This is a genomic window from Altericista sp. CCNU0014, assembly GCF_044923475.1.
Classification (GTDB): Bacteria; Cyanobacteriota; Cyanobacteriia; order Thermosynechococcales; family Thermosynechococcaceae; genus JAAURS01.
Map to the genome: position 1 here is coordinate 377,887 of NZ_CP137338.1, position 17,829 is coordinate 395,715.

At 55.1% G+C, this 17,829-nt stretch carries 17 protein-coding genes; 10 read left to right on the forward strand and 7 right to left on the reverse strand.

The features are described from left to right. Positions 1-56: 56 nt before the first annotated feature. Positions 57-1,511, reverse strand: a complete 1,455-nt coding sequence (locus tag R6H26_RS01900) for a hypothetical protein (RefSeq protein WP_404787847.1) — start codon at positions 1,509-1,511, stop codon at positions 57-59. A gap of 95 nt (positions 1,512-1,606) precedes the next feature. Here R6H26_RS01900 and R6H26_RS01905 point away from each other — a divergent pair, with 95 nt between their 5' ends. Both R6H26_RS01905 and R6H26_RS01910 read left to right on the forward strand, forming a co-directional pair. After that, the gene (locus R6H26_RS01905; RefSeq protein WP_404787849.1) at positions 1,607-2,359 is read left to right on the forward strand and encodes an N-acetylmuramoyl-L-alanine amidase; all 753 of its coding nucleotides are present in this window, start codon (positions 1,607-1,609) and stop codon (positions 2,357-2,359) included. 123 nt (positions 2,360-2,482) lie between these two features. Further along, the gene (locus R6H26_RS01910) at positions 2,483-2,692 is read left to right on the forward strand and encodes a hypothetical protein (protein WP_404787851.1); all 210 of its coding nucleotides are present in this window, start codon (positions 2,483-2,485) and stop codon (positions 2,690-2,692) included. Between the two features lie 87 nt (positions 2,693-2,779). Here R6H26_RS01910 and R6H26_RS01915 read toward each other — a convergent pair whose 3' ends face one another. Next, complete coding sequence (locus R6H26_RS01915; protein ID WP_404787853.1) at positions 2,780-3,673, reverse strand: 4-hydroxybenzoate solanesyltransferase; 894 nt, start codon at positions 3,671-3,673, stop codon at positions 2,780-2,782. A 48-nt stretch (positions 3,674-3,721) separates the two neighbouring features. Here R6H26_RS01915 and aat point away from each other — a divergent pair, with 48 nt between their 5' ends. Beyond that, positions 3,722-4,300 (forward strand): leucyl/phenylalanyl-tRNA--protein transferase, encoded by a 579-nt coding sequence (aat, locus tag R6H26_RS01920; RefSeq protein WP_404787855.1) that lies wholly within the window; start codon positions 3,722-3,724, stop codon positions 4,298-4,300. Here aat and R6H26_RS01925 read toward each other — a convergent pair. Further along, positions 4,267-6,690 (reverse strand): tetratricopeptide repeat protein, encoded by a 2,424-nt coding sequence (locus R6H26_RS01925; RefSeq protein WP_404787857.1) that lies wholly within the window; start codon positions 6,688-6,690, stop codon positions 4,267-4,269. The genes aat and R6H26_RS01925 overlap by 34 nt on opposite strands. 236 nt (positions 6,691-6,926) lie before the next feature. On the opposite strand from R6H26_RS01925, the gene R6H26_RS01930 reads away from it, so the two are divergent. Both R6H26_RS01930 and aroC read left to right on the forward strand, forming a co-directional pair. Continuing rightward, on the forward strand, positions 6,927-7,118 hold the full coding sequence (locus R6H26_RS01930) for a hypothetical protein (RefSeq protein ID WP_404787858.1): 192 nt from the start codon (positions 6,927-6,929) through the stop codon (positions 7,116-7,118). A 124-nt stretch (positions 7,119-7,242) separates the two neighbouring features. Continuing rightward, the gene (gene aroC / locus R6H26_RS01935) at positions 7,243-8,331 is read left to right on the forward strand and encodes a chorismate synthase (protein WP_404787860.1); all 1,089 of its coding nucleotides are present in this window, start codon (positions 7,243-7,245) and stop codon (positions 8,329-8,331) included. 22 nt (positions 8,332-8,353) lie between these two features. Here the strand turns inward: aroC and R6H26_RS01940 are convergent, their stop codons facing one another. Beyond that, positions 8,354-8,740: a hypothetical protein gene (locus R6H26_RS01940; RefSeq protein ID WP_404787861.1), complete on the reverse strand. Its 387-nt coding sequence runs from the start codon at positions 8,738-8,740 to the stop codon at positions 8,354-8,356. A 259-nt stretch (positions 8,741-8,999) separates the two neighbouring features. Between R6H26_RS01940 and trpB the strand changes: the two genes are divergently transcribed. Next, positions 9,000-10,256: a tryptophan synthase subunit beta gene (trpB, locus tag R6H26_RS01945; RefSeq protein ID WP_404791177.1), complete on the forward strand. Its 1,257-nt coding sequence runs from the start codon at positions 9,000-9,002 to the stop codon at positions 10,254-10,256. A 190-nt stretch (positions 10,257-10,446) separates the two neighbouring features. Continuing rightward, positions 10,447-10,647, forward strand: coding sequence for a hypothetical protein (locus tag R6H26_RS01950; protein ID WP_404787863.1), 201 nt, complete (start codon positions 10,447-10,449; stop codon positions 10,645-10,647). 54 nt (positions 10,648-10,701) lie between these two features. Here the strand turns inward: R6H26_RS01950 and R6H26_RS01955 are convergent, their stop codons facing one another. Both R6H26_RS01955 and phoU read right to left on the reverse strand, forming a co-directional pair. Beyond that, positions 10,702-13,050: a ribonuclease R family protein gene (locus R6H26_RS01955; RefSeq protein WP_404787864.1), complete on the reverse strand. Its 2,349-nt coding sequence runs from the start codon at positions 13,048-13,050 to the stop codon at positions 10,702-10,704. Positions 13,051-13,514: 464 nt separating this feature from the next. Beyond that, positions 13,515-14,174, reverse strand: a complete 660-nt coding sequence (gene phoU / locus R6H26_RS01960) for a phosphate signaling complex protein PhoU (RefSeq protein WP_404787866.1) — start codon at positions 14,172-14,174, stop codon at positions 13,515-13,517. 404 nt (positions 14,175-14,578) lie between these two features. Here phoU and R6H26_RS01965 point away from each other — a divergent pair, with 404 nt between their 5' ends. The 3 genes from R6H26_RS01965 to R6H26_RS01975 all read left to right on the forward strand — a co-directional run bounded on the left by R6H26_RS01965 (position 14,579) and on the right by R6H26_RS01975 (position 17,561). Continuing rightward, positions 14,579-15,526, forward strand: coding sequence for an NAD(P)H-dependent glycerol-3-phosphate dehydrogenase (locus R6H26_RS01965; RefSeq protein WP_404787868.1), 948 nt, complete (start codon positions 14,579-14,581; stop codon positions 15,524-15,526). A gap of 536 nt (positions 15,527-16,062) precedes the next feature. Beyond that, positions 16,063-16,314 carry a hypothetical protein gene (locus tag R6H26_RS01970; RefSeq protein WP_404787870.1) on the forward strand — a complete coding sequence of 84 codons (252 nt, stop codon included), beginning with the start codon at positions 16,063-16,065 and terminating at the stop codon, positions 16,312-16,314. A gap of 71 nt (positions 16,315-16,385) precedes the next feature. Further along, positions 16,386-17,561 (forward strand): murein transglycosylase A, encoded by a 1,176-nt coding sequence (locus tag R6H26_RS01975; protein WP_404787872.1) that lies wholly within the window; start codon positions 16,386-16,388, stop codon positions 17,559-17,561. A gap of 8 nt (positions 17,562-17,569) precedes the next feature. Here R6H26_RS01975 and R6H26_RS01980 read toward each other — a convergent pair whose 3' ends face one another. Further along, positions 17,570-17,806, reverse strand: coding sequence for a hypothetical protein (locus R6H26_RS01980; protein WP_404787873.1), 237 nt, complete (start codon positions 17,804-17,806; stop codon positions 17,570-17,572). Between the last annotated feature and the right edge of the window lie 23 nt (positions 17,807-17,829).

The window sequence follows — 17,829 nt, forward strand, 5'->3', positions numbered from 1 at the left end:
AGGGTTCATAGGTTTTATGCAAGATGTGTGTACGCGGTCGCCTGGAAGGGGGGAGTTTACGGAAGCCAGTAGGGTTGCGTGCCGGACAAGGATAATGCCGAGGGTTGCGCTATGGCTTGAGATGCTTTAGGTCGCGATCGCGAATCTAAGGGCAAAATCCATAGGGTGCTTTTGGCGATCGCTTGTCCGGTTGCATCTTTCAAAAGGGAAGTGGTCGGCTGCTCTGAGACCTCTACCGCATCGAATAAAAGCTGAGAACCATCGGGCGCGAGGCTCATGTGACCGCTAGCCTGGCCGGGAAGCCGTACCAAGTCCTCGCGCGCTCGGGTGTTGAGTTCGATGGCGCTGAGGTGCAACGTTGGGCGCAGATCTCGGCCCCTGGCGAGTTGGGTGTAAAGACAAAAGACTTTTTGATGGGTGGGATCGAACTGCGCCTTTAGAATGTAGCCATTGGTTTGGAGCAATTCTTTCTGAACGCCTCGATCGGTCACGAGAAATAAAGACCGCGTGCCGTTGGGATTGAATTTCATCATGGCGGCTGAGGATGCATCTCGCGAAAAGCCGATGGTCGTGCCGAGTTGGGGCAGATACTCAATGCGATTGAGGTCGGCTTCTGGGGCAATGGGCACGATGGCGATGCCTTTGTTTTGGGCGATCGCCACCGCCGATCCATCGGGCACGACCAGAAATTCTCCGGCAGCGGCAGTCTCGAGCGATCGCAGGGTTCCGTTTGGCGCTAGCGTCCACAGGCTCACAGGCTCTCGCTTACTGCGTCCGTAGCGCTGTAAGACAATGGCGCTGCCGTTGGCGGAGAGATCGAATTTCAAAATTTGGGCGTCCGCATTATCCAGCAATAGCTTGGTTTGTCCGGCGGTCTCTGCACCCAGGCCCGTTGAAACTGCGTACAGTTTTTGCTCGAAGGCTCCTGCGGGCGCCGCGCCGCGCTCCACTGCCCCCACGAGAATGCGATCGCCTTCTGGGTAAGGCTTAAAGGTTGTCACGACCCAGTTTTTTGGGGTCAGAACGGTCGTTTGTTGCTGGGTGAGGTTGCGCAACACGAGACGACCATCCTCTGCACCGCCCACGCCGAGGTAGACAAACGCGCGATCGCGGCTGCGAAATTGGCTCGCAAAGGGCTGCATCGCGCGCTGCGAAGTTTTTTGACCCACCGCACCGTCCGTTGCACCCCGTACCGCCAGCCGAAAGGTCTGACCGTAGGGAATGGGCTGATGGAGCGTGTACGCAAACCGCCGTCCAGAGGCGCTAAATTTGCCCGGTAGCGGCGGCACAATGCTTAAGTTTGCCGCGACGCTATCCCAGTTCATCGGGCGGTTGAACGTCAGGATAAACGCGATGTCTTCTGCCCCAACGGAACGATCTTGCCAGCTAAAGGCACGCACCTTGGGATAGGTCGCATCGCCCGCGTACAGGAGCAGCGCCAGGGGAATTCCCAATAACAAAATAATAGAGGTGGCTGCTCTGTCTAACCGCTGCGAAAACTGCTTTACCACCGCGCCGATCGTCCCTAAAGGTGTTGGGTGCTTTTCTGCTTGTAAGGCAGGGAAGATCCTATAATACCCCCAGCTTATTCGCGGATGAAAACCCTGTGAAACCCGCTCAATCTTGGCGAATATCGAGTGTTTTAGGGGCGATCGCCCTAGCTGCTTTCACCTGTCTGGTGTTGCAGTGGAGCCAACCCATACTGGCGCAAAGCAACAAGCTGCCGCGCCAGCGCGTGGAATGGGCATATCCCACCAATTATGGCGAGCGCGTCAGTCAAGATGCCTACGGAACCCCGCTCCATAACCCCCTCATCGTCGTCATTCACGAAACCGTCGGTTCGGCAGAGAGTGCTGTCAACACCTTTAAAGTGCCCAACTACAGCGGAGAAGGAAATCAGGTCAGCTATCACGCCCTGATTGCTTTGGACGGTACCGTTATTCATACAGTGCCCTTTAAGTATCGCGCCTTTGGGGCAGGCAACTCAGTCTTTACGGGCGGGAGTGGGCCAGAAACCGTGCAAACCAATGCCAAGGTTCCAGCCTCCGTCAATAACTTTGCCTATCACTTTTCCCTAGAGACCCCCGCAGATGGCCGTAACAATGCAGACAGACACAGTGGATATACGGTCGCGCAATATCAGTCTTTAGCCTGGCTCGTGCGCTATACCAAAGTGCCTGAAGCCAGAATTACCTACCACAAAACCGTCGATCGCACGGGTACCCGGAGAGACCCAAGAAGCTTCAACCGCGAGCGTTTTCTTCAATCTCTTCGCGCCCAGCAGGCCGCCCGGCAACCCAGTATCGACAAGTTAGCCTACTCGGATAAGGTGCAGTTTGGCAGTCATCCCCCTACCTGACCTTAATAAAGTCTTCAGGATTTATGCATACAAAAATCGGTATTTTTGCGGTGTTGCTGCAGAGACGTCTCCCTGAAGATAGAGAGAGGTCCAGAAATTCAGCATTTGAACAGGAGCTCGACGGTGGGGAATCATCTTCTTTCAGAAATACTCGAAACGGTATCTCACAATCTTTGTGTTGGTGCGACGCTACTGGAATGTTTGGAAACCGAAGCTCAGCATCTCCAGCCCGATGTGCGCAACAAACTGGCTTTAATTCATGTGGGCTTGGCGCTGGCGTTGGATGCACTTCAAAGCACCGAACTCCAAGCCTGCCTGGACTGCGAAAGCTAGGCTGGCTGCGCGGTCGTCGGTATTTCAAAACTTTTGCGGCAGGGATGCAGCGCTTTAAAGGCTTTCTGGGTTCTCTTTTGGATTTGTTCAGACTCGATATCCTAAAATCATCCCAGCCAGCAAAATAAAGCCAATCCAGACATTTTCGCGAAAGAGTTTGCCATACATTGGGGTTGGAAGTCGATCGGAGCGCTGCAATATCAATACCTCTCGGCCCCATAGCAGCGCGCCGACTCCAAGTGCTGTCCAGTAGCCCCAACGCAACTGCAAGACAAAACCGAGCGCTGTCATGAGCGCTACGGTTGCTGTCAAGAAAACGGCGATCGCCTTCTCGACATACCTGCCAAAAAATAAAGCGCTGGAATTAATGCCCAATCGTCGGTCATCGGGTCGGTCGGGCATTGCATAAATAGTGTCGAACCCTAGGGTCCAGCACACCGTTGCGCCCCACAGGAGCCAAGTTCCTCGGGTCAAGTTTCCCGTGACGGCACTCCAGCTAATCAACACGGCAAAACCCCAAGCGAGGGACAAGACCAACTGCGGAACTGGAAACACGCGCTTGGCACCGGGATACAGCACGATCGCGGGCACTGCCGCCACGCAGAGCCAAAAACTGAGGGGATTGAGATAGAGCGACAGGCCAAAGGCGCAGATAAATCCGACGATCGCCACCATAGCGCCCACTCGTAGCGTCAAGGTCCGCGCGGCGAGGGGACGCGATTTCGTGCGCTCGACCTTAGGGTCGATGTTACGGTCCCAGAGATCGTTGACGACGCAGCCCGCCGCACTAGTGGCGATAGTTCCTGCAATAATGACCAATACCAAAATCGCAGGCGGCTTGCCAGAGCTGGCGAGGACCACCGCCCATAAAGCCGGAATCATCAAAATCAGACGGCCTTCGGGCTTATCCCAGCGCAGAAGGCGCGCGATTTCGATCCAGATATTGCCAGAGGGTTTGTAATCGGGCTGGGTTGGTGTCATCTTTAGGGACAGTACATTCCCCTCTCATCATGCCAAAGGATTGCCGGTATGTGGATTGATGTGGAGGCCATTATCGATGGCTACCGTCAGGGCTATTTTCTGATGGCGGAAGACGATCGGTCGGATTTGACTTGGTATACCAGTCAAGAGCGCACGCTAATCCCACTGGACGAGCGCTTCCACGTCCCGCGATCGCTGCGACGGGCGCTGAATCAAACTCGCTTCGACGTGGCAATTAACCGAGACTTTGAGGGCGTGGTGGAGGGTTGTGCGAATCGCGCGACAACCTGGATTTCTGAAGAATTGATGCAAATTTATGCGGCCTTGCACCGTGCCGGCTGGGCGCACAGTTTTGAAACCTGGTCCGAAGGTCAGCTTGCGGGCGGCATTTTGGGAATTAGCATTGGCGGGATGTTTATCGGCGAGTCGATGTTTTACGCGCTACCGGAGGGGTCTAAGGTCGCGATGGTGAAGCTGGTGGAGCACCTGCGATCGCGCGGCTACCTGATGTTCGACGCTCAACTGATGAATCCCCATCTGGCTCGGTTTGGAGCCTATACCCTCGGGGGCAGAGCCTATCAAAAGCTATTAATTCAGGCCCTACGGCAGTCCTGTCTTTTTGTTTGAGGCGGGGTTTGAGGTGAGGTGTGAGGTGGGGTCAGTTCCAATTTTTCCCTAACCTTTGCCACCTGTCGGGGCGCGCCGATCGATTCAAACAGAGCGATCGCCTGTTTGAGCGCCGCACTGCCTTCAGGATTGGCTGCGGCTTGATAGGCAATCCCGAGCTGGTAGTAGACTTCGGCTAAGTCGCATTTAGCGCCCAGGTTTTCTAAAAGTTGGATGGCTTGGTGGAGAGTGGCGATCGCTGTGGGTAGATCTCCGGCTTGACGCTGCACGATCGCAAGGCCCGTCAGGCTTTTGCCCTGAATTTGGGTGTAGTGACTGGATTCGGAAAAAGACAGCGCCTTCTCAAACAAGGTCTGCGCGATTTCAAACTGTCCCAAGTTCGCGTAAGTTTGGCCCAGAAGCTGGATGAAATAGGCCGCACTGCCGCGATTTTCCAGAGGACGTTCGAAAAAGAGAGTGCGATAAATGGCATCGGCCTTTTGGTGAGCCGCCTGGGATTGACCTAACAGAGAGTGAGCGAGCGCCAAACAGACCGATGCTTTTTCCGCCCAGCGATCGTACTGAGTGCCGCGAACTTGGACGATGACCTGCTCGAAACAGGTCGCAGCGCGTTCTAGCTCCCGCAGATCCAGGCAGTACAGCCCGATACTGAGGCGGGAATCGATGCCCAGCATCGTGTAGTAATACCGCGCTTTTTGGTGTTCTGGCGTTTCGGGGTAGCGATCGAGGGCCGTGGCGGAAAGCTGAAGGGCCGCCTCTTGAGCGCGGATCGCATCCCATAACCGTCCCGAGATCCAGTAGACATCCCCGAGAATATTGTGGAGTTCGCTGAGGGTGTAGTCGTCCTGACATTGCGCGAGGACGGTGGGAATGGCGTCGAGCAGCGGTTGCAGCAATCCCATGCGGTAGAGCGTGCTGCCGAGGGGGAGGTGCTGATTCCATTGATTGAGGCGGCTTTTGAGGATGACCCGTCCCGCTTTGGCGTAGTCCTGAATGGCTAGGTAGTGGTAGTAGGCTTCTAGGGCATAGAGGGCATCTTGCGTCGTTTGAATGGAAACGACCCGATCTTGCCAGAAGGCTGCTGCTCGAGTATGAGCTGTCACCCAGTCCGGGGAAGGCTTGAGACGGGCGATCGCCGCTTCCCGTAGGGCCGGATGCAGGCTGTAGGAGCCTTTGCGAGACTCGATCGAGGATCGGTTTTGGAGGATGACGAGGGCCGTTCGGCGTTCCGGCTCGGGAATGTCCCACAACAGGGCCAATACGCCGCCTAGGGGCACGGTCGGAACGTCCTGGTATCGGTAACAGCCTAGCCGACAGAAGAGCTGATAGGCAGCGGGCGCGTGCTGCTGCAAGCGGGACAGTTGGCTGTCGATGAGATTTTTAAGATCCGTGGGGGCCAGCAGGGCATCTTGGCTTTGCTGCCAGTAGCTTGCCATATCGCCATCGTACTCGAATTGAATGGCTCCGGCTAAAATCCCCATGGCTTTGGCATTGCCGCCGTAGGCACGGTGCATGGCCTGGAGGGTAGTTTCGCACACGGGCATTTGCGAGGCAAAAAACTGCTGCCAAGGGCCGAGGGCTAGCCCCGGCAAGCGATAGTGGTGGACGGTAACGGATGGTTCGCAGAGGCGATCGCGGCTGGTCAGGAGGGTGACGCTTTGACCTTGGGGGCTGGCCAGCACGCTCAGCAGATCGACGTAATGACGGTGGTGGGGCAAAAATTGACCCTGCGCGTCTAGGGCGGGCTCTAGATTATCAATTAAAATCCCAACGCGGCGCTGGCGGAGGTGGCGTTTGAGCCGTTCTAGGGCAATCCCGAATCCTAATCCCGTTTCGTCTTGAAAGTCCTGCTTCAACCATTCTTCGACAACCCGTTCGACGGGGGCGATGTTTTGGGATTCTTTGGCCATCAGCAACTCTAAGACCATCTCAAAACCCTTGGCTTGGAGGTAGTGCTGGGCCAGGGTCGTTTTGCCGAGCCCCCCTTCCCCTTGGATTGCGATGACCTTGGCTTTTTGGGCCACGAGGGCGTCGAGATGGGCGATCGCCGCCGCCCGTCCCACAAACGCCGAAGTTTCCGCCAGCATTTCAACTGCAAGGGCGTTGGGGTGGGCTGGCCAGTGGCGCAGAAGCGCGATGCGAAGGTTTTTCTTGGTGATGCGATCGCCCAGGATCTCCGAGAGCAGTTTCCACAGGTCCGATCCAACATCCTTGGCGTGGCCTTCGGTACAGCCATACCGATCTGCAATTTCTGGATAGGTGCGCCCTTGCCAAACTTGCTCTATGAGGGTGCGCTGGAGTTCGGAAAGGCGATCGCCCGTCTGGTTCAAAATCAGACAGTCTAGCCACGCTAGCGCTTCTAAATCGATCGCGTTATCAGAGGCAGGCATGATTTCGCAGACATTTTTCTCAGTCTACCCTCTGCCGTTCAGGGGATACACAAAATTTGGTAATGCCGTAGCTTAGAGCGTAAGCGCTGCAGGACATCCGGCTCTTCGCGATCCATCCATGTCAGCAAAAGTGGTTCGAGCTGGGAACCTTCTAGAGGTTGTAATGCTTCTTTACTGGGGAACCCTAAAAAGTCAGCACTTGCAAAATACAGTTTATTTTAAGATAAGGCTTCGTTATGAATAATCCTTTAAAACCTAAATCAGACTCGCTTTCTTCTGCTGCCACCATCGATCCAGAAACCTTAAAGCTTTGGCTTTGCGAGTTGACGCATCTATCTCCGCAGCAAATCGACCGAGTGTTAGACCAGAGAGAACCGCAGCAGGCGTCCCTCTTGTCGCCGCAAACCGAGTCCGCTCGAGGGACTTGAGGTATTGCGTTCCGGGTATGATGATTTAGGCGACTGCGGCGCACTTGAGGCAACGTTTGATATGCGATAGTGGAACAGCAGGGCATCGGCTCTGCGCGCGCAAACGACTGTTTCTCAAGGCTGTATGGGTAATACATTTGGGCATTTGTTTCGGCTGACAACCTTTGGGGAATCCCATGGCGGCGGCGTTGGGGTTGTGATTGACGGGTGCCCGCCATTGCTGGAGCTATCCGAGGCGGACATTCAGTTCGAACTCGACCGTCGGCGTCCGGGGCAGAGCCGCGTGACCACGCCGCGGGATGAGTCCGATACCTGCGAGATTCTCTCGGGGGTGTTTCAAGGCAAAACCCTCGGGACGCCCATTGCCATCTTGGTCCGCAATAAAAATACCCGGCCTCAAGACTATGACGAGATGGCGACGGTCTATCGTCCTTCCCATGCCGATGCGACCTACGATGCCAAGTACGGCATCCGCAATTGGCAGGGCGGCGGTCGTTCTTCGGCGCGGGAGACCATTGGCCGGGTTGCGGCAGGGGCGATCGCCAAAAAGATCCTTCAGCAGGTCGCTGGCGTCGAGGCGATCGGCTACGTGCGCCGGATTAAAGACTTAGAAGCCCCCATCGACCCAAATACCGTTACGCTGGAGCAGGTGGAAAGCAATATCGTGCGCTGCCCCCATCCGGTGTATGCCGAAAAAATGATCGCGCTCATCGATGAAACCCGCCGCAATGCAGACTCCATTGGCGGCGTAGTGGAATGCGTGGCCCGTAACGTACCGATGGGATTGGGATCCCCGGTTTTTGACAAGCTCGAAGCCGACCTTGCTAAAGGCGTCATGTCTCTCCCTGCCAGTAAAGGCTTTGAAATTGGATCGGGCTTTGCCGGGACGCACCTGACGGGCAAAGAACACAACGATGAGTTTTATACCGACGAGGCCGGACGCATTCGCACGGTCACTAATCGTTCTGGGGGGATCCAGGGGGGGATTTCCAATGGCGAAAATATTATTTTGAGGGTGGCCTTCAAACCGACTGCCACCATCGGTAAAGCCCAGAATACGGTCAACCAGGCCGGAGAAGAAACGGTCTTGGCCGCAAAGGGCCGTCACGATCCCTGCGTGTTGCCCCGCGCCGTGCCGATGGTGGAAGCCATGGTGGCCCTAGTCCTGTGCGATCACTTGTTGCGCCATCAGGCCCAGTGCAAGCTCCTCTAGTTCGCTGGCGCGGCAGGACGGCTCAATCGTCGTCTTCGACAACTTGAGACATCACTTCGACAGCCGTTACGTCGATCGTTCCGGGCTGGGAAAATCGCTCGAAACCTCTATCCCCAGGCATCAGGGCTTCGCCACAACTGGGACAAGTCATTTGAGACCGCTTCAGCGCGGTGAGGTTCTCCTGGCATACGGGACAGGCGCCTTGGACTAAATTGCGGGTCAACCACCACTGCAGCCCCACAAACGCCACGATCGGCACGAGGGTAAAAAAGGCGATTAGAAACAAGAACGATTTAACGAGCCAGCCCAGCCCAACAAAGCCTAGCAACCAAATGATGGCAATCGTCGCGAGCCATGGCTTTAGCGCTTGCCAGCGCACTGGAAAGACTTGAGATGAACTTTGATTCATGGAGCGCTCCTAAACTTGCGCGCGCTGCGCGCCTCTTCTAATCGCAGACCTGATTCAGTATAGCGAGTCCTGGGTTGGGATCGCCTGCTCTGCAGCCTGCGATCGCCCCATCCCGCGCTAGCAGCATAAAGCAAAATTGCAATGGCGATCGGCGCGATCGCCCGAACCCGATCGAACTTTATCTGGTCCGACCTCGTAAAAAGCGGAAGCATCTCGATAGAATTGGCAAAGGTTCGCTTTGTGGGAAAACGCCGTGACCATGACCCCCTTCTCTCTGTCCGAAACATCCGAGACCGCTCAAACCGTTCAATTCCCAGACGCCTTCGGTCGGTTTGGTATCTTTGGCGGCAAGTACGTCCCCGAAACGCTGATGCCCGCCCTCAGCGAACTCGAAGCAGCCTACTATCAATACCGCAAAGACCCAGACTTCCAATCCGAACTCGATCGGCTTCTGCGCGACTACGTGGGTCGCCCCAGCCCGCTCTACTTTGCCGAGCGCCTCACCCAACATTACGCGCGTCCCGACGGCTCCGGCCCGCAAATTTATCTCAAACGCGAAGACCTCAACCATACCGGTGCCCACAAAATTAACAACGCCTTAGCCCAGGCCCTCCTGGCGAAACGCATGGGCAAACAGCGCGTCATTGCCGAAACCGGAGCGGGGCAACACGGCGTGGCCACCGCTACGGTCTGCGCCCGCTTTGGCCTCCAGTGCGTCGTTTATATGGGCGTTCAAGACATGGCGCGCCAATCCCTCAACGTGTTTCGAATGCGGCTGATGGGTGCGGAAGTCCGTCCGGTGGAAGCGGGGACGGGTACCCTCAAAGACGCTACCTCCGAAGCCATCCGCGACTGGGTTACGAATGTCGAAACCACCCACTACATTTTGGGTTCCGTGGCAGGCCCGCATCCCTACCCCATGATGGTTCGCGACTTCCACGCCATTATTGGCGAAGAAACGCGGCGGCAGTGTCAGGAAAAATGGAGTGGCTTGCCGGATATTCTGATCGCCTGCGTGGGCGGCGGCTCTAACGCCATGGGCCTATTTCACGATTTTGTTAAAGAACCTTCCGTGCGGCTGATCGGCATTGAAGCCGCAGGGGAGGGCGTCCAAACGGGACGCCATGCGGCTACGCTCACCCACGGTCAAGTCGGCGTCCTGCACGGCGCGATGAGCTATCTGCTCCAAGATGACGACGGCCAAGTCCAAGAAGCCCATTCCATCAGCGCGGGGTTAGATTATCCCGGTGTAGGGCCAGAACACAGCTACTTCAAAGATTCAGGCCGCGCCGAGTACTACAGCGTGACGGATGCCGAGGCGATCGCCGCCCTACAGCGCCTCTCTCAACTGGAGGGGATCGTTCCTGCCCTGGAAACCAGCCACGCGATCGCCTATTTTGAAACCCTTTGCCCCCAACTCGAAGGTAGCCCCCGCATCGTGCTGAACTGCTCCGGTCGGGGCGACAAAGACGTACAAACCGTCGCGGCCTATCTAGAACAGCATCCCTCTTCATAGTCCTTTGGAGCGCTGAACAACGCTGAAGAGGGGTGTTGCAACAGTTTTGTTTAGTTGTTATCCTACGGAGGAAGTAAATTGCCTCTCAGCTTCAGGCAAGCTTTCGAATCATCGCCATCGGCCTCGCAAGGGTTGGATGATTTGGGTTAAAGGGGGGTTCAAGACCAATTGAGATATTGAACCTGAAACCATGCGTTGTTTTGCGAAAAGTTTGGCATTTGCTCTAGCGCTTTTAGTCGGGATTGAGGTAGGCAATACCTACAGCATCCAGTTGGCCGATAACCTGCCCGATCGAGAGATGTTCGACAGTTACTTTGGCGTTCTGAGTCCCTTGGCGATGAAGTTCTATCTCTATCAGTACAAGCACGTCAAAATTGACTCTATTTCCTAGGGGTGTAAGGCCTTACACCCCAATAACACGGTATCCGCTTTTCTGGCGATCGCCTTATTCCTCTTCTTCGAAATCGCTGTTGCTTTCTTCGTAGGGCACGGTATAGCCCTCGGACCACTCCGCTCCCTCGCTTTGGATGTCTTCGTCAGAGGCTTCCGAGCCGCCGCCCACCACCGCTAAGTCGATTTGCTGGCGGTAGTAGTCCACGCTCTTGATTTCTACCTCCACGCGATCGCCGAGACGATACTGCTGGCGATTTTTGCGCCCGATGAGCGTCTGCTGGCGCGCGCGATATTCGTACCAGTCGTCTTTGAGGGAGCTGACGTGGACTAACCCTTCCACCAACAGCGTTTCTAAGCGTACGAAGAACCCGTAGGACTGAATCCCCGTAATGACGCCCTGGTAAATTTCGCCCGTGCGTTGCTGCATCTGCTTGGTTTTTTTGAGTCCTAAGAAGTCTTGCTCTGCTTGGCGGATGAGCTGCATTTGTTCGTTGAGGGGCGATACTACCTCCGCTAGGGCGCTTTCAATCTCGCGCTGTTGCTCTGGAGGCAATACGTTCCAGCTAATTTGGCCGTGACAGGCACTGTGGCGCAAATTGACCTGTTCTTTAGAACGGGCGCTCTTGCGATCGCGACCGTGGGTCAATGCCGTACTCAAAATCCGCAGGTTCAGCAGGTCGGCGTAGCGATTGAGGGGCGAGGTAAACTGTCCGTAGTCGCGGACGTAGGCCAGCCCAAAGTGAGGTCCGGATTGGAGGCTGTAGTCCACTGGCTCTAGGGTTTCGGCCAGCAGCTCGAATAAAATAGGAGCTGTGTCGAGGGGCAATATTTTTTCGGCAAACTTTTGAAAATCCTGAGGGAGAACGGTATTTTCTTGGGTCAGAGTCATGGCCAAGCCGGAATTTTCCAGCAACTTCAGAAAATCCTGAAGCTTTTGAGCGTCCGGGGAGGCTTGCACCTGAAACAACGCCGGAACGCCTAACGCCTGAAGGTGAGTGGTGAGTAAATAGTTCGCTAAAATTAACGCTTCTGCAACCGTCTGTCGCCCTGTGGCAGGCAGCGCGTCGGCAATGACGCCAAAGCGACCGTCATCGCCAAACATGCGGGGGTGAACTTCTGGCATCATGACTAACTCGAAGTCGCCGCGCTCGTGACGTCGAGCGCGCAGTTGTTGGGCAACCTCCTGAAATCGATCGACCCAGTCGTAGAGGTCTGTGAGGTCTGCAATATTAGAATTTGGGGTGGGGTCGTGGTGTCGCTGGGCGATCGCCTGAAGCTGTTCGTAGCTAATTTGGCGATCGACCTGCACTACGCTAGGCTGCACTTCAAACGCCATCACATCGCCCGTCGGACTGAGGGTAATGAGGACGGATAAGGCCAGACGCTCTTGCTCGGTCACTAAAGCACCCACTCGTTCTGCAACAGCGGCTGGAAAAATGGGAACCAGGGTATCGGCCAGCCCAATGGTGGTCCCCCGTCGCTTGGCCTCTTGGTCTAGGGGGGAGTCTGTGCTGACAAAGGACTGGATGTCGGCGATGTGAACGCCCAACCGCCAAGTCCCGTCTTTGTTGGTTTCTAAAGACAGAGCATGGTCGAGACTGGCCAGACCGATGCTGGCATCGCCCACGGCCACTGTAAACAGCTTCTGAAAAGCTGCTCGACTTTTTTGATCGGCCTTGCGGAGCTTGACGGGTAAGGCTTGGGCTGCCTGCTCGACCGACTCGCTAAAACGGCGCGGCAGGTCGTATTTGCAAAAGACCAGTTCCGTATCGGCGGCGGATTGAGCATCGCTGCCCAATACTTGGTTAATGCGGCCCAAGGGCAACTGCGCGCCTAAGGGATAGCGCAACACCTCGACGTGGACCAAATGATCTGCGGCTTCCTCTAGGGAAGGGCTGGAATCTTGCTGGAGTAGCTCGATTTCAAACAGCAACCGATCGTCTAGGGGCACGGCACGGTAGCTCCCTGCATCAGTGCGCCGCACGTGGGCGATCACCGAGGGATTGGATCGCTCTAAAATCAGCCGCACTTCCCCTTCCGGGCTGCGCCGTCGCCGTCCTTCCTTCGTCACCTTCACGAGGACGCGATCGCCATTCCAAGCGGAATGCAACTGGCTCTCGCGAATATAGATATCCTCTGTTTCCTCTCCTTCCTGGATGGCAAAGCAAAATCCCTTGCTCGAGCAGCGCAGCTTCCCCTCGACCACCCCCTCTTCAGCCACGCGCCGATACTTCCCGCGCTCCTTTGCCAAAATCCCGATTTTCTCTAAAGCATTTAGTGCAATTTCTAGCTGCTGAAGACCTTCCGGGCGATCGCACTCTAGCTTTTTCTCCAAGGCCTTAGGCGCAACTAACTTGTCTTCTGCAAAGCTCGACAGTAGGGCACTAATTGAAAATTCCATGTATCGTTAGATCCTTAAAAATGTCTTGCAGGGGCAATAGGCCATCTTTTTCCCAAGCAGCGTTATGGGAGATCGAACCCTATAGCGGGTATGAAGCCTATCTCTGACTGGATTTCCCATGCGAAAAGATGGGAAGAAACGAAAAGTCTGTCGGAGATAGCCGCTGAGTCGAGCATTGTCGCAGCACTCTGAATCTAAAACTGTTAGCCGTGAGCGACGGGTACGGCAAAAGTCGTTCCAATTGACGGGCCAGTTACCAGAACAGGGGCCGTCAGCGAAATAATGGGCGCAAGAGCGACATTGACTTGGCAAATCCCGTCGTACAAGGGGCTTTGCGGCGTTACGGCCTCTCTTTTGACCCTAGAATCCAGAGTGCGAGGCGCTTCACAACCCTCGCGACCCAATACCCCTATAGTTCCCTACAGCGGCTCAACTGTCAAATATTTGAGGTTGAAAAGGACGCTCTACCGCTTTCCCGTCACGATGTAAGAGGTCCGTCTGCCAATATTGGTGGAATGATCGGCCATGCGCTCTAGGGCGCGAATGGCTAGGGTTAGCAATAACATCGGCTCGACCGAACCTCGGACGTTGGTTTCCTGGGCCAGGGTTTCGTAAACCTTCGCGTAGCAGGCATCTACTTCATCGTCTTTCAGTTTCAGCCGTTCGCCAGATTCTGCATCTAGCTCGGTGAGGGCGCTGAGGCTCATAGAAAGCATCGTCCGACAGATGTTAGACATGTTTTCGATTTCGCCGATGTAGGGCAGCGGGGGATAGGGCAGTAACTTGAGGGCCACTTCCCCTAATTCTTCAGCGTAGTCGCCGATGCGCTCTAGGTCTCGGACCAACTGCATAATAGCGCCAATGAGCCGGAGGTCGTTGGCCACTGGAGACTGAAGTGCCAAGAGTTTGAGTCCGTTGGTTTCGATCTGGTGATAGTAAAAATCGACTTGGCGATCGTGCTGCTTGAGCGCGTCGACAGCAGACAAGTCTCGATGAAACAGTGCCTGATGGGACAGCCAGCAGGAATGTTCGACTAAGGCACCCATGCGCAATACGTCGTCTTGAATTTCTTGAAGCTGTCGCTCGAATTGAACGCGAATCGATTTTGTCACTGTTTGATTCATGAAGATTTAAAGGTTTATAAGTATAATTTCGTTTGAAAAAGAAAATTAAAAAAAGGTCGATTTATTGGTGATTTTATTGCATTGAAGTAGGAAAGAAAGAGTTGGGCAGGCTCTGCGATAGGTTTCGGAATACAGTTTAAGTAAGGTTTAATGCGAGGTTATGCATGTACGGCGGCGGTTAAATCGACCCATTTAAACTGTAGGCTATGTCAAAAACTTTGGCGGAGTAGTGCGCGATAATACTAAAGTCTTCATCCATTTAGGATAGCAATTCCTTCGCTTGTCTAATTCCTTCCCTTGCCTGAGCCGATGTCCAATTATATGGGTTAATAGCAGGTGAGCTTTTTGTAGAATCGCTTTATCGACACGCCATGCCATCACCGATCGCGACAGACCTTGTTAATATGGCTCCGGATCCTCTTTCTCTAGTGATTTTAGGCGGAGGAGTATGGGGTTCGACCCTCGCATCTTTGGGGCGCGCGAAAGGTCATCGAGTTCGGGTCTGGTCCCGCCGGGGAGAGCTTGCTCTGGAGGATGCGATCGCCCCGCATCAAGGGTCTGTCCCTGCGATCGTTATCGCGATCGCCATGCAGGGAGTGCAGGACCTGGCGACTCGCCTCCAGGCGCTGCCGCTGTCTCCCGCAACCATCTTGGTCAGCGCGACCAAAGGGTTAGATCCTCAAACGTGGCAAACCCCTTCCCAAATCTGGCATGCCGCGTTTCCACACAATCCAATGGTCGTGCTGTCTGGGCCAAACCTTTCCAAGGAAATCGATCGCGGGTTGCCCACCGCGACGGTCGCGGCCAGCGAAGATGGATCTGCCGCTACTGCGGTGCAAAATCTGTTTGCCTCGGAAAACTTTCGGGTATATACCAACACGGATCGGCTGGGAACAGAACTGGGCGGGACGCTCAAGAACGTAGTGGCGATCGCCGTGGGGGTTTGCGACGGGCTCCAACTGGGGCAAAATGCGCGAGCGGCGTTAATTACGCGAGCGTTGCCGGAAATCGTTCAGGTGGGGACGCTCCTGGGCGGGCGAGTGGAGACGTTTTACGGGTTATCGGGGCTGGGGGATTTACTGGCCACCTGCACCAGCCCCCTGAGTCGCAACTATCAGGTAGGCTACCAGTTGGCTCAGGGCAAAGCCCTCGACGAGATTTTAGCCCACCTCCAAGGCACTGCCGAGGGGGTCAATACGGCCCACGTGCTGATCCAACTGGCCGAGCAGCGACAAATTTCGGTGCCCATCGCGCAGCAGGTGCATCGCTTGCTCAACGGACAAATTACGCCCCAAGAAGCCGTCGAAGCGCTGATGGAGCGTCGCCTCAAGTCGGAAGTGCCCCGCGCCTGATGCCCGTGCCTTTTGCCGCTAGGTTGAGATTGCGGAAAAGTTGCGATCGCGAAGTCTCCAATCCGCTTCTGTCAACTTTGCTGACGGTTTGCTGACGCTGTCAAGCTCGACCCCTATACTAAAAAGGTGAAGCAAGAAAGCTTCCCTGGCAGATCGAACAGCCAAATACCAACTCAAGTTCAAAGAGGATACGTGCTGTTGATAATTCCATCTGTCTCGTTCTCGAAGAGTAGCGTTCGGCAACCTGGCAATCTTACCCTTACTGCACCCATGGGAGTCTCTTTCAGGTAGCTCTAAGGTGACCTGAAATCTCCAATTAGTTGAGAAAGATTAAGGGGTGAAGGTTTAGCCGATCTGGCCGAGCGCTATTCTAATTGAATCCTTTTAGCCGATTTAGGCAAAAGCTCTGGGAGAGGCCGCGACCTTTCTCGGAGCTTTGAATTTTAAAAACTCGTCCCCGATCGCGCAGCACCTGACGTTTTCGCAGCCATTTTTGCCCATAATGAGTTCGGTAAGCGTTTGACGGGAGGGAAAGAATGGCAAGAACACCGAGCGAATTTGCGGTACACGTTCTCATGGAAGGGGGCCACCGCGAAGAGGTTCGCTTTGCGACGATTCAGGAGTTTCAGCATTGGTACAGCAACGAACTGGTGCCGAGAACGGACTCTAAGGAGTTTATCAATCTACCGATGAAGACCGTGCAAGGCGAATACATGGTGATTCGTCCTTCTAGCATTTTGGCCCTGCGAGTGGAACCCGTCTTTACGTCCAGCGTCGAACACTATTAAGATGAGTTCGGTCTGGGCTGCCGAGCGCGGCAGTAGGGCCGATGAGTTGTGTTTGGCGTGTGAGGCGCGTAATGGCGAAGCGGATTTCTAGAATTGCACTGACGGCAGCATTATGGGGACAGGCTGCGGTTGCGATGCCCTTGCTGGCAGCGCCAGTCCCTCTCCGCCCGCTCAGTTCCGCGCAGATGCCGTTTCAGCTGGGGCCGGACACACAGCTTTGGCAGCATCCATCTGGGGGGAAGGGCGATCGCCAAAATCTCCTCAAGGCGGTGGATCGCAGCCTGCGCTATATCGATACTGGTGCAGCTCGGGCGGCCTATCGAAACTATGCCGTGCCCGGCATTACGCAGGATCGAGTTCGCAGAAGTTTGCTCCGATTCCGGCAGTTGTTGCAAACTTCCGCCTCAGCCAAGGCCCTCTCTGAAGCGGTCCAACGAGAGTTTGCAATTTATCAATCCATCGGCAAAGATGGCAACGGTACCGTCGATTTTACGGGCTATTACGAGGCCACCTACCGGGCCAGTACCGTTCCGACCGCAGAATATCGCTACCCCATCTATCGACAGCCCCAAGATTTTGCCAGTTGGCCCCAGCCCCATCCCACCCGGCTCCAACTGGAGGGAGCTGACGGACTTCAAGGGCATCGCGGGCGACTGCGAGGACAGGAACTGGCTTGGCTGCGCGATCGCCTGGAGGCTTATCTCGTCCAAGTTCAAGGTTCGGCAAGGCTGACCTTAACCAATGGCAAAATAATGACCGTCGGTGTTGCTAGCAAGACGAACTACCCCTACGTCAGCATTGGCAAAGAACTCGTCAAGGCGGGAAAAGTGAAACAGGAAGACTTGTCCTTGCCCTTTCTCCGCCAATATTTTCAGACCCATCCCAACGAGCTGGACGCGTACATTCCGCGCAACAATCGGTTTATTTTCTTTTCCCAAACCTATGGCGCACCTGCAATGGGGAGCTTAGGCGTCCCCGTAACTCCCGAGCGCTCCATTGCCACCGATAAAGCCCTGATGCCGCCAGGCGCGTTAGCCGTTCTTCAAACTCGCCTGCCGTACTACAACGGACAGAAAACCCTCGAATTTCGCGACGCAACCCACTTTGCCTTAGATCAGGACACCGGGGGCGCAATCAAAACTCCGGGGCGAGTCGATATATTTATGGGGACGGGTGCCAAAGCCAAAGAAAAAGCAGGCGTAGTTAATACACCCGGTCAACTCTATTACTTACTGCTGAAACGCTGAGGAAACGCTCACATCCGCAGGCCAGCTGGAGAGCGTTGAGGGAAATAACCGTAAGCCCTAGGTTCTTCCTCTATCTCTAAAGCTTGAAATTGCTCGTACAGTGCTTGAGCTGCCACATTTTCTTCGTCGCAGGGGTCTTCATCGATAATCTCTTGGCGAATCCACCCCTGAATGTTAGTTTGGAGCAGCTGTATCCATGTAGATGTCTGGTTTTGGTGCGGCTTAAAGGGTTGGTTTGAAAGCATGGCTAGTCACTAAAGGGAAGAGG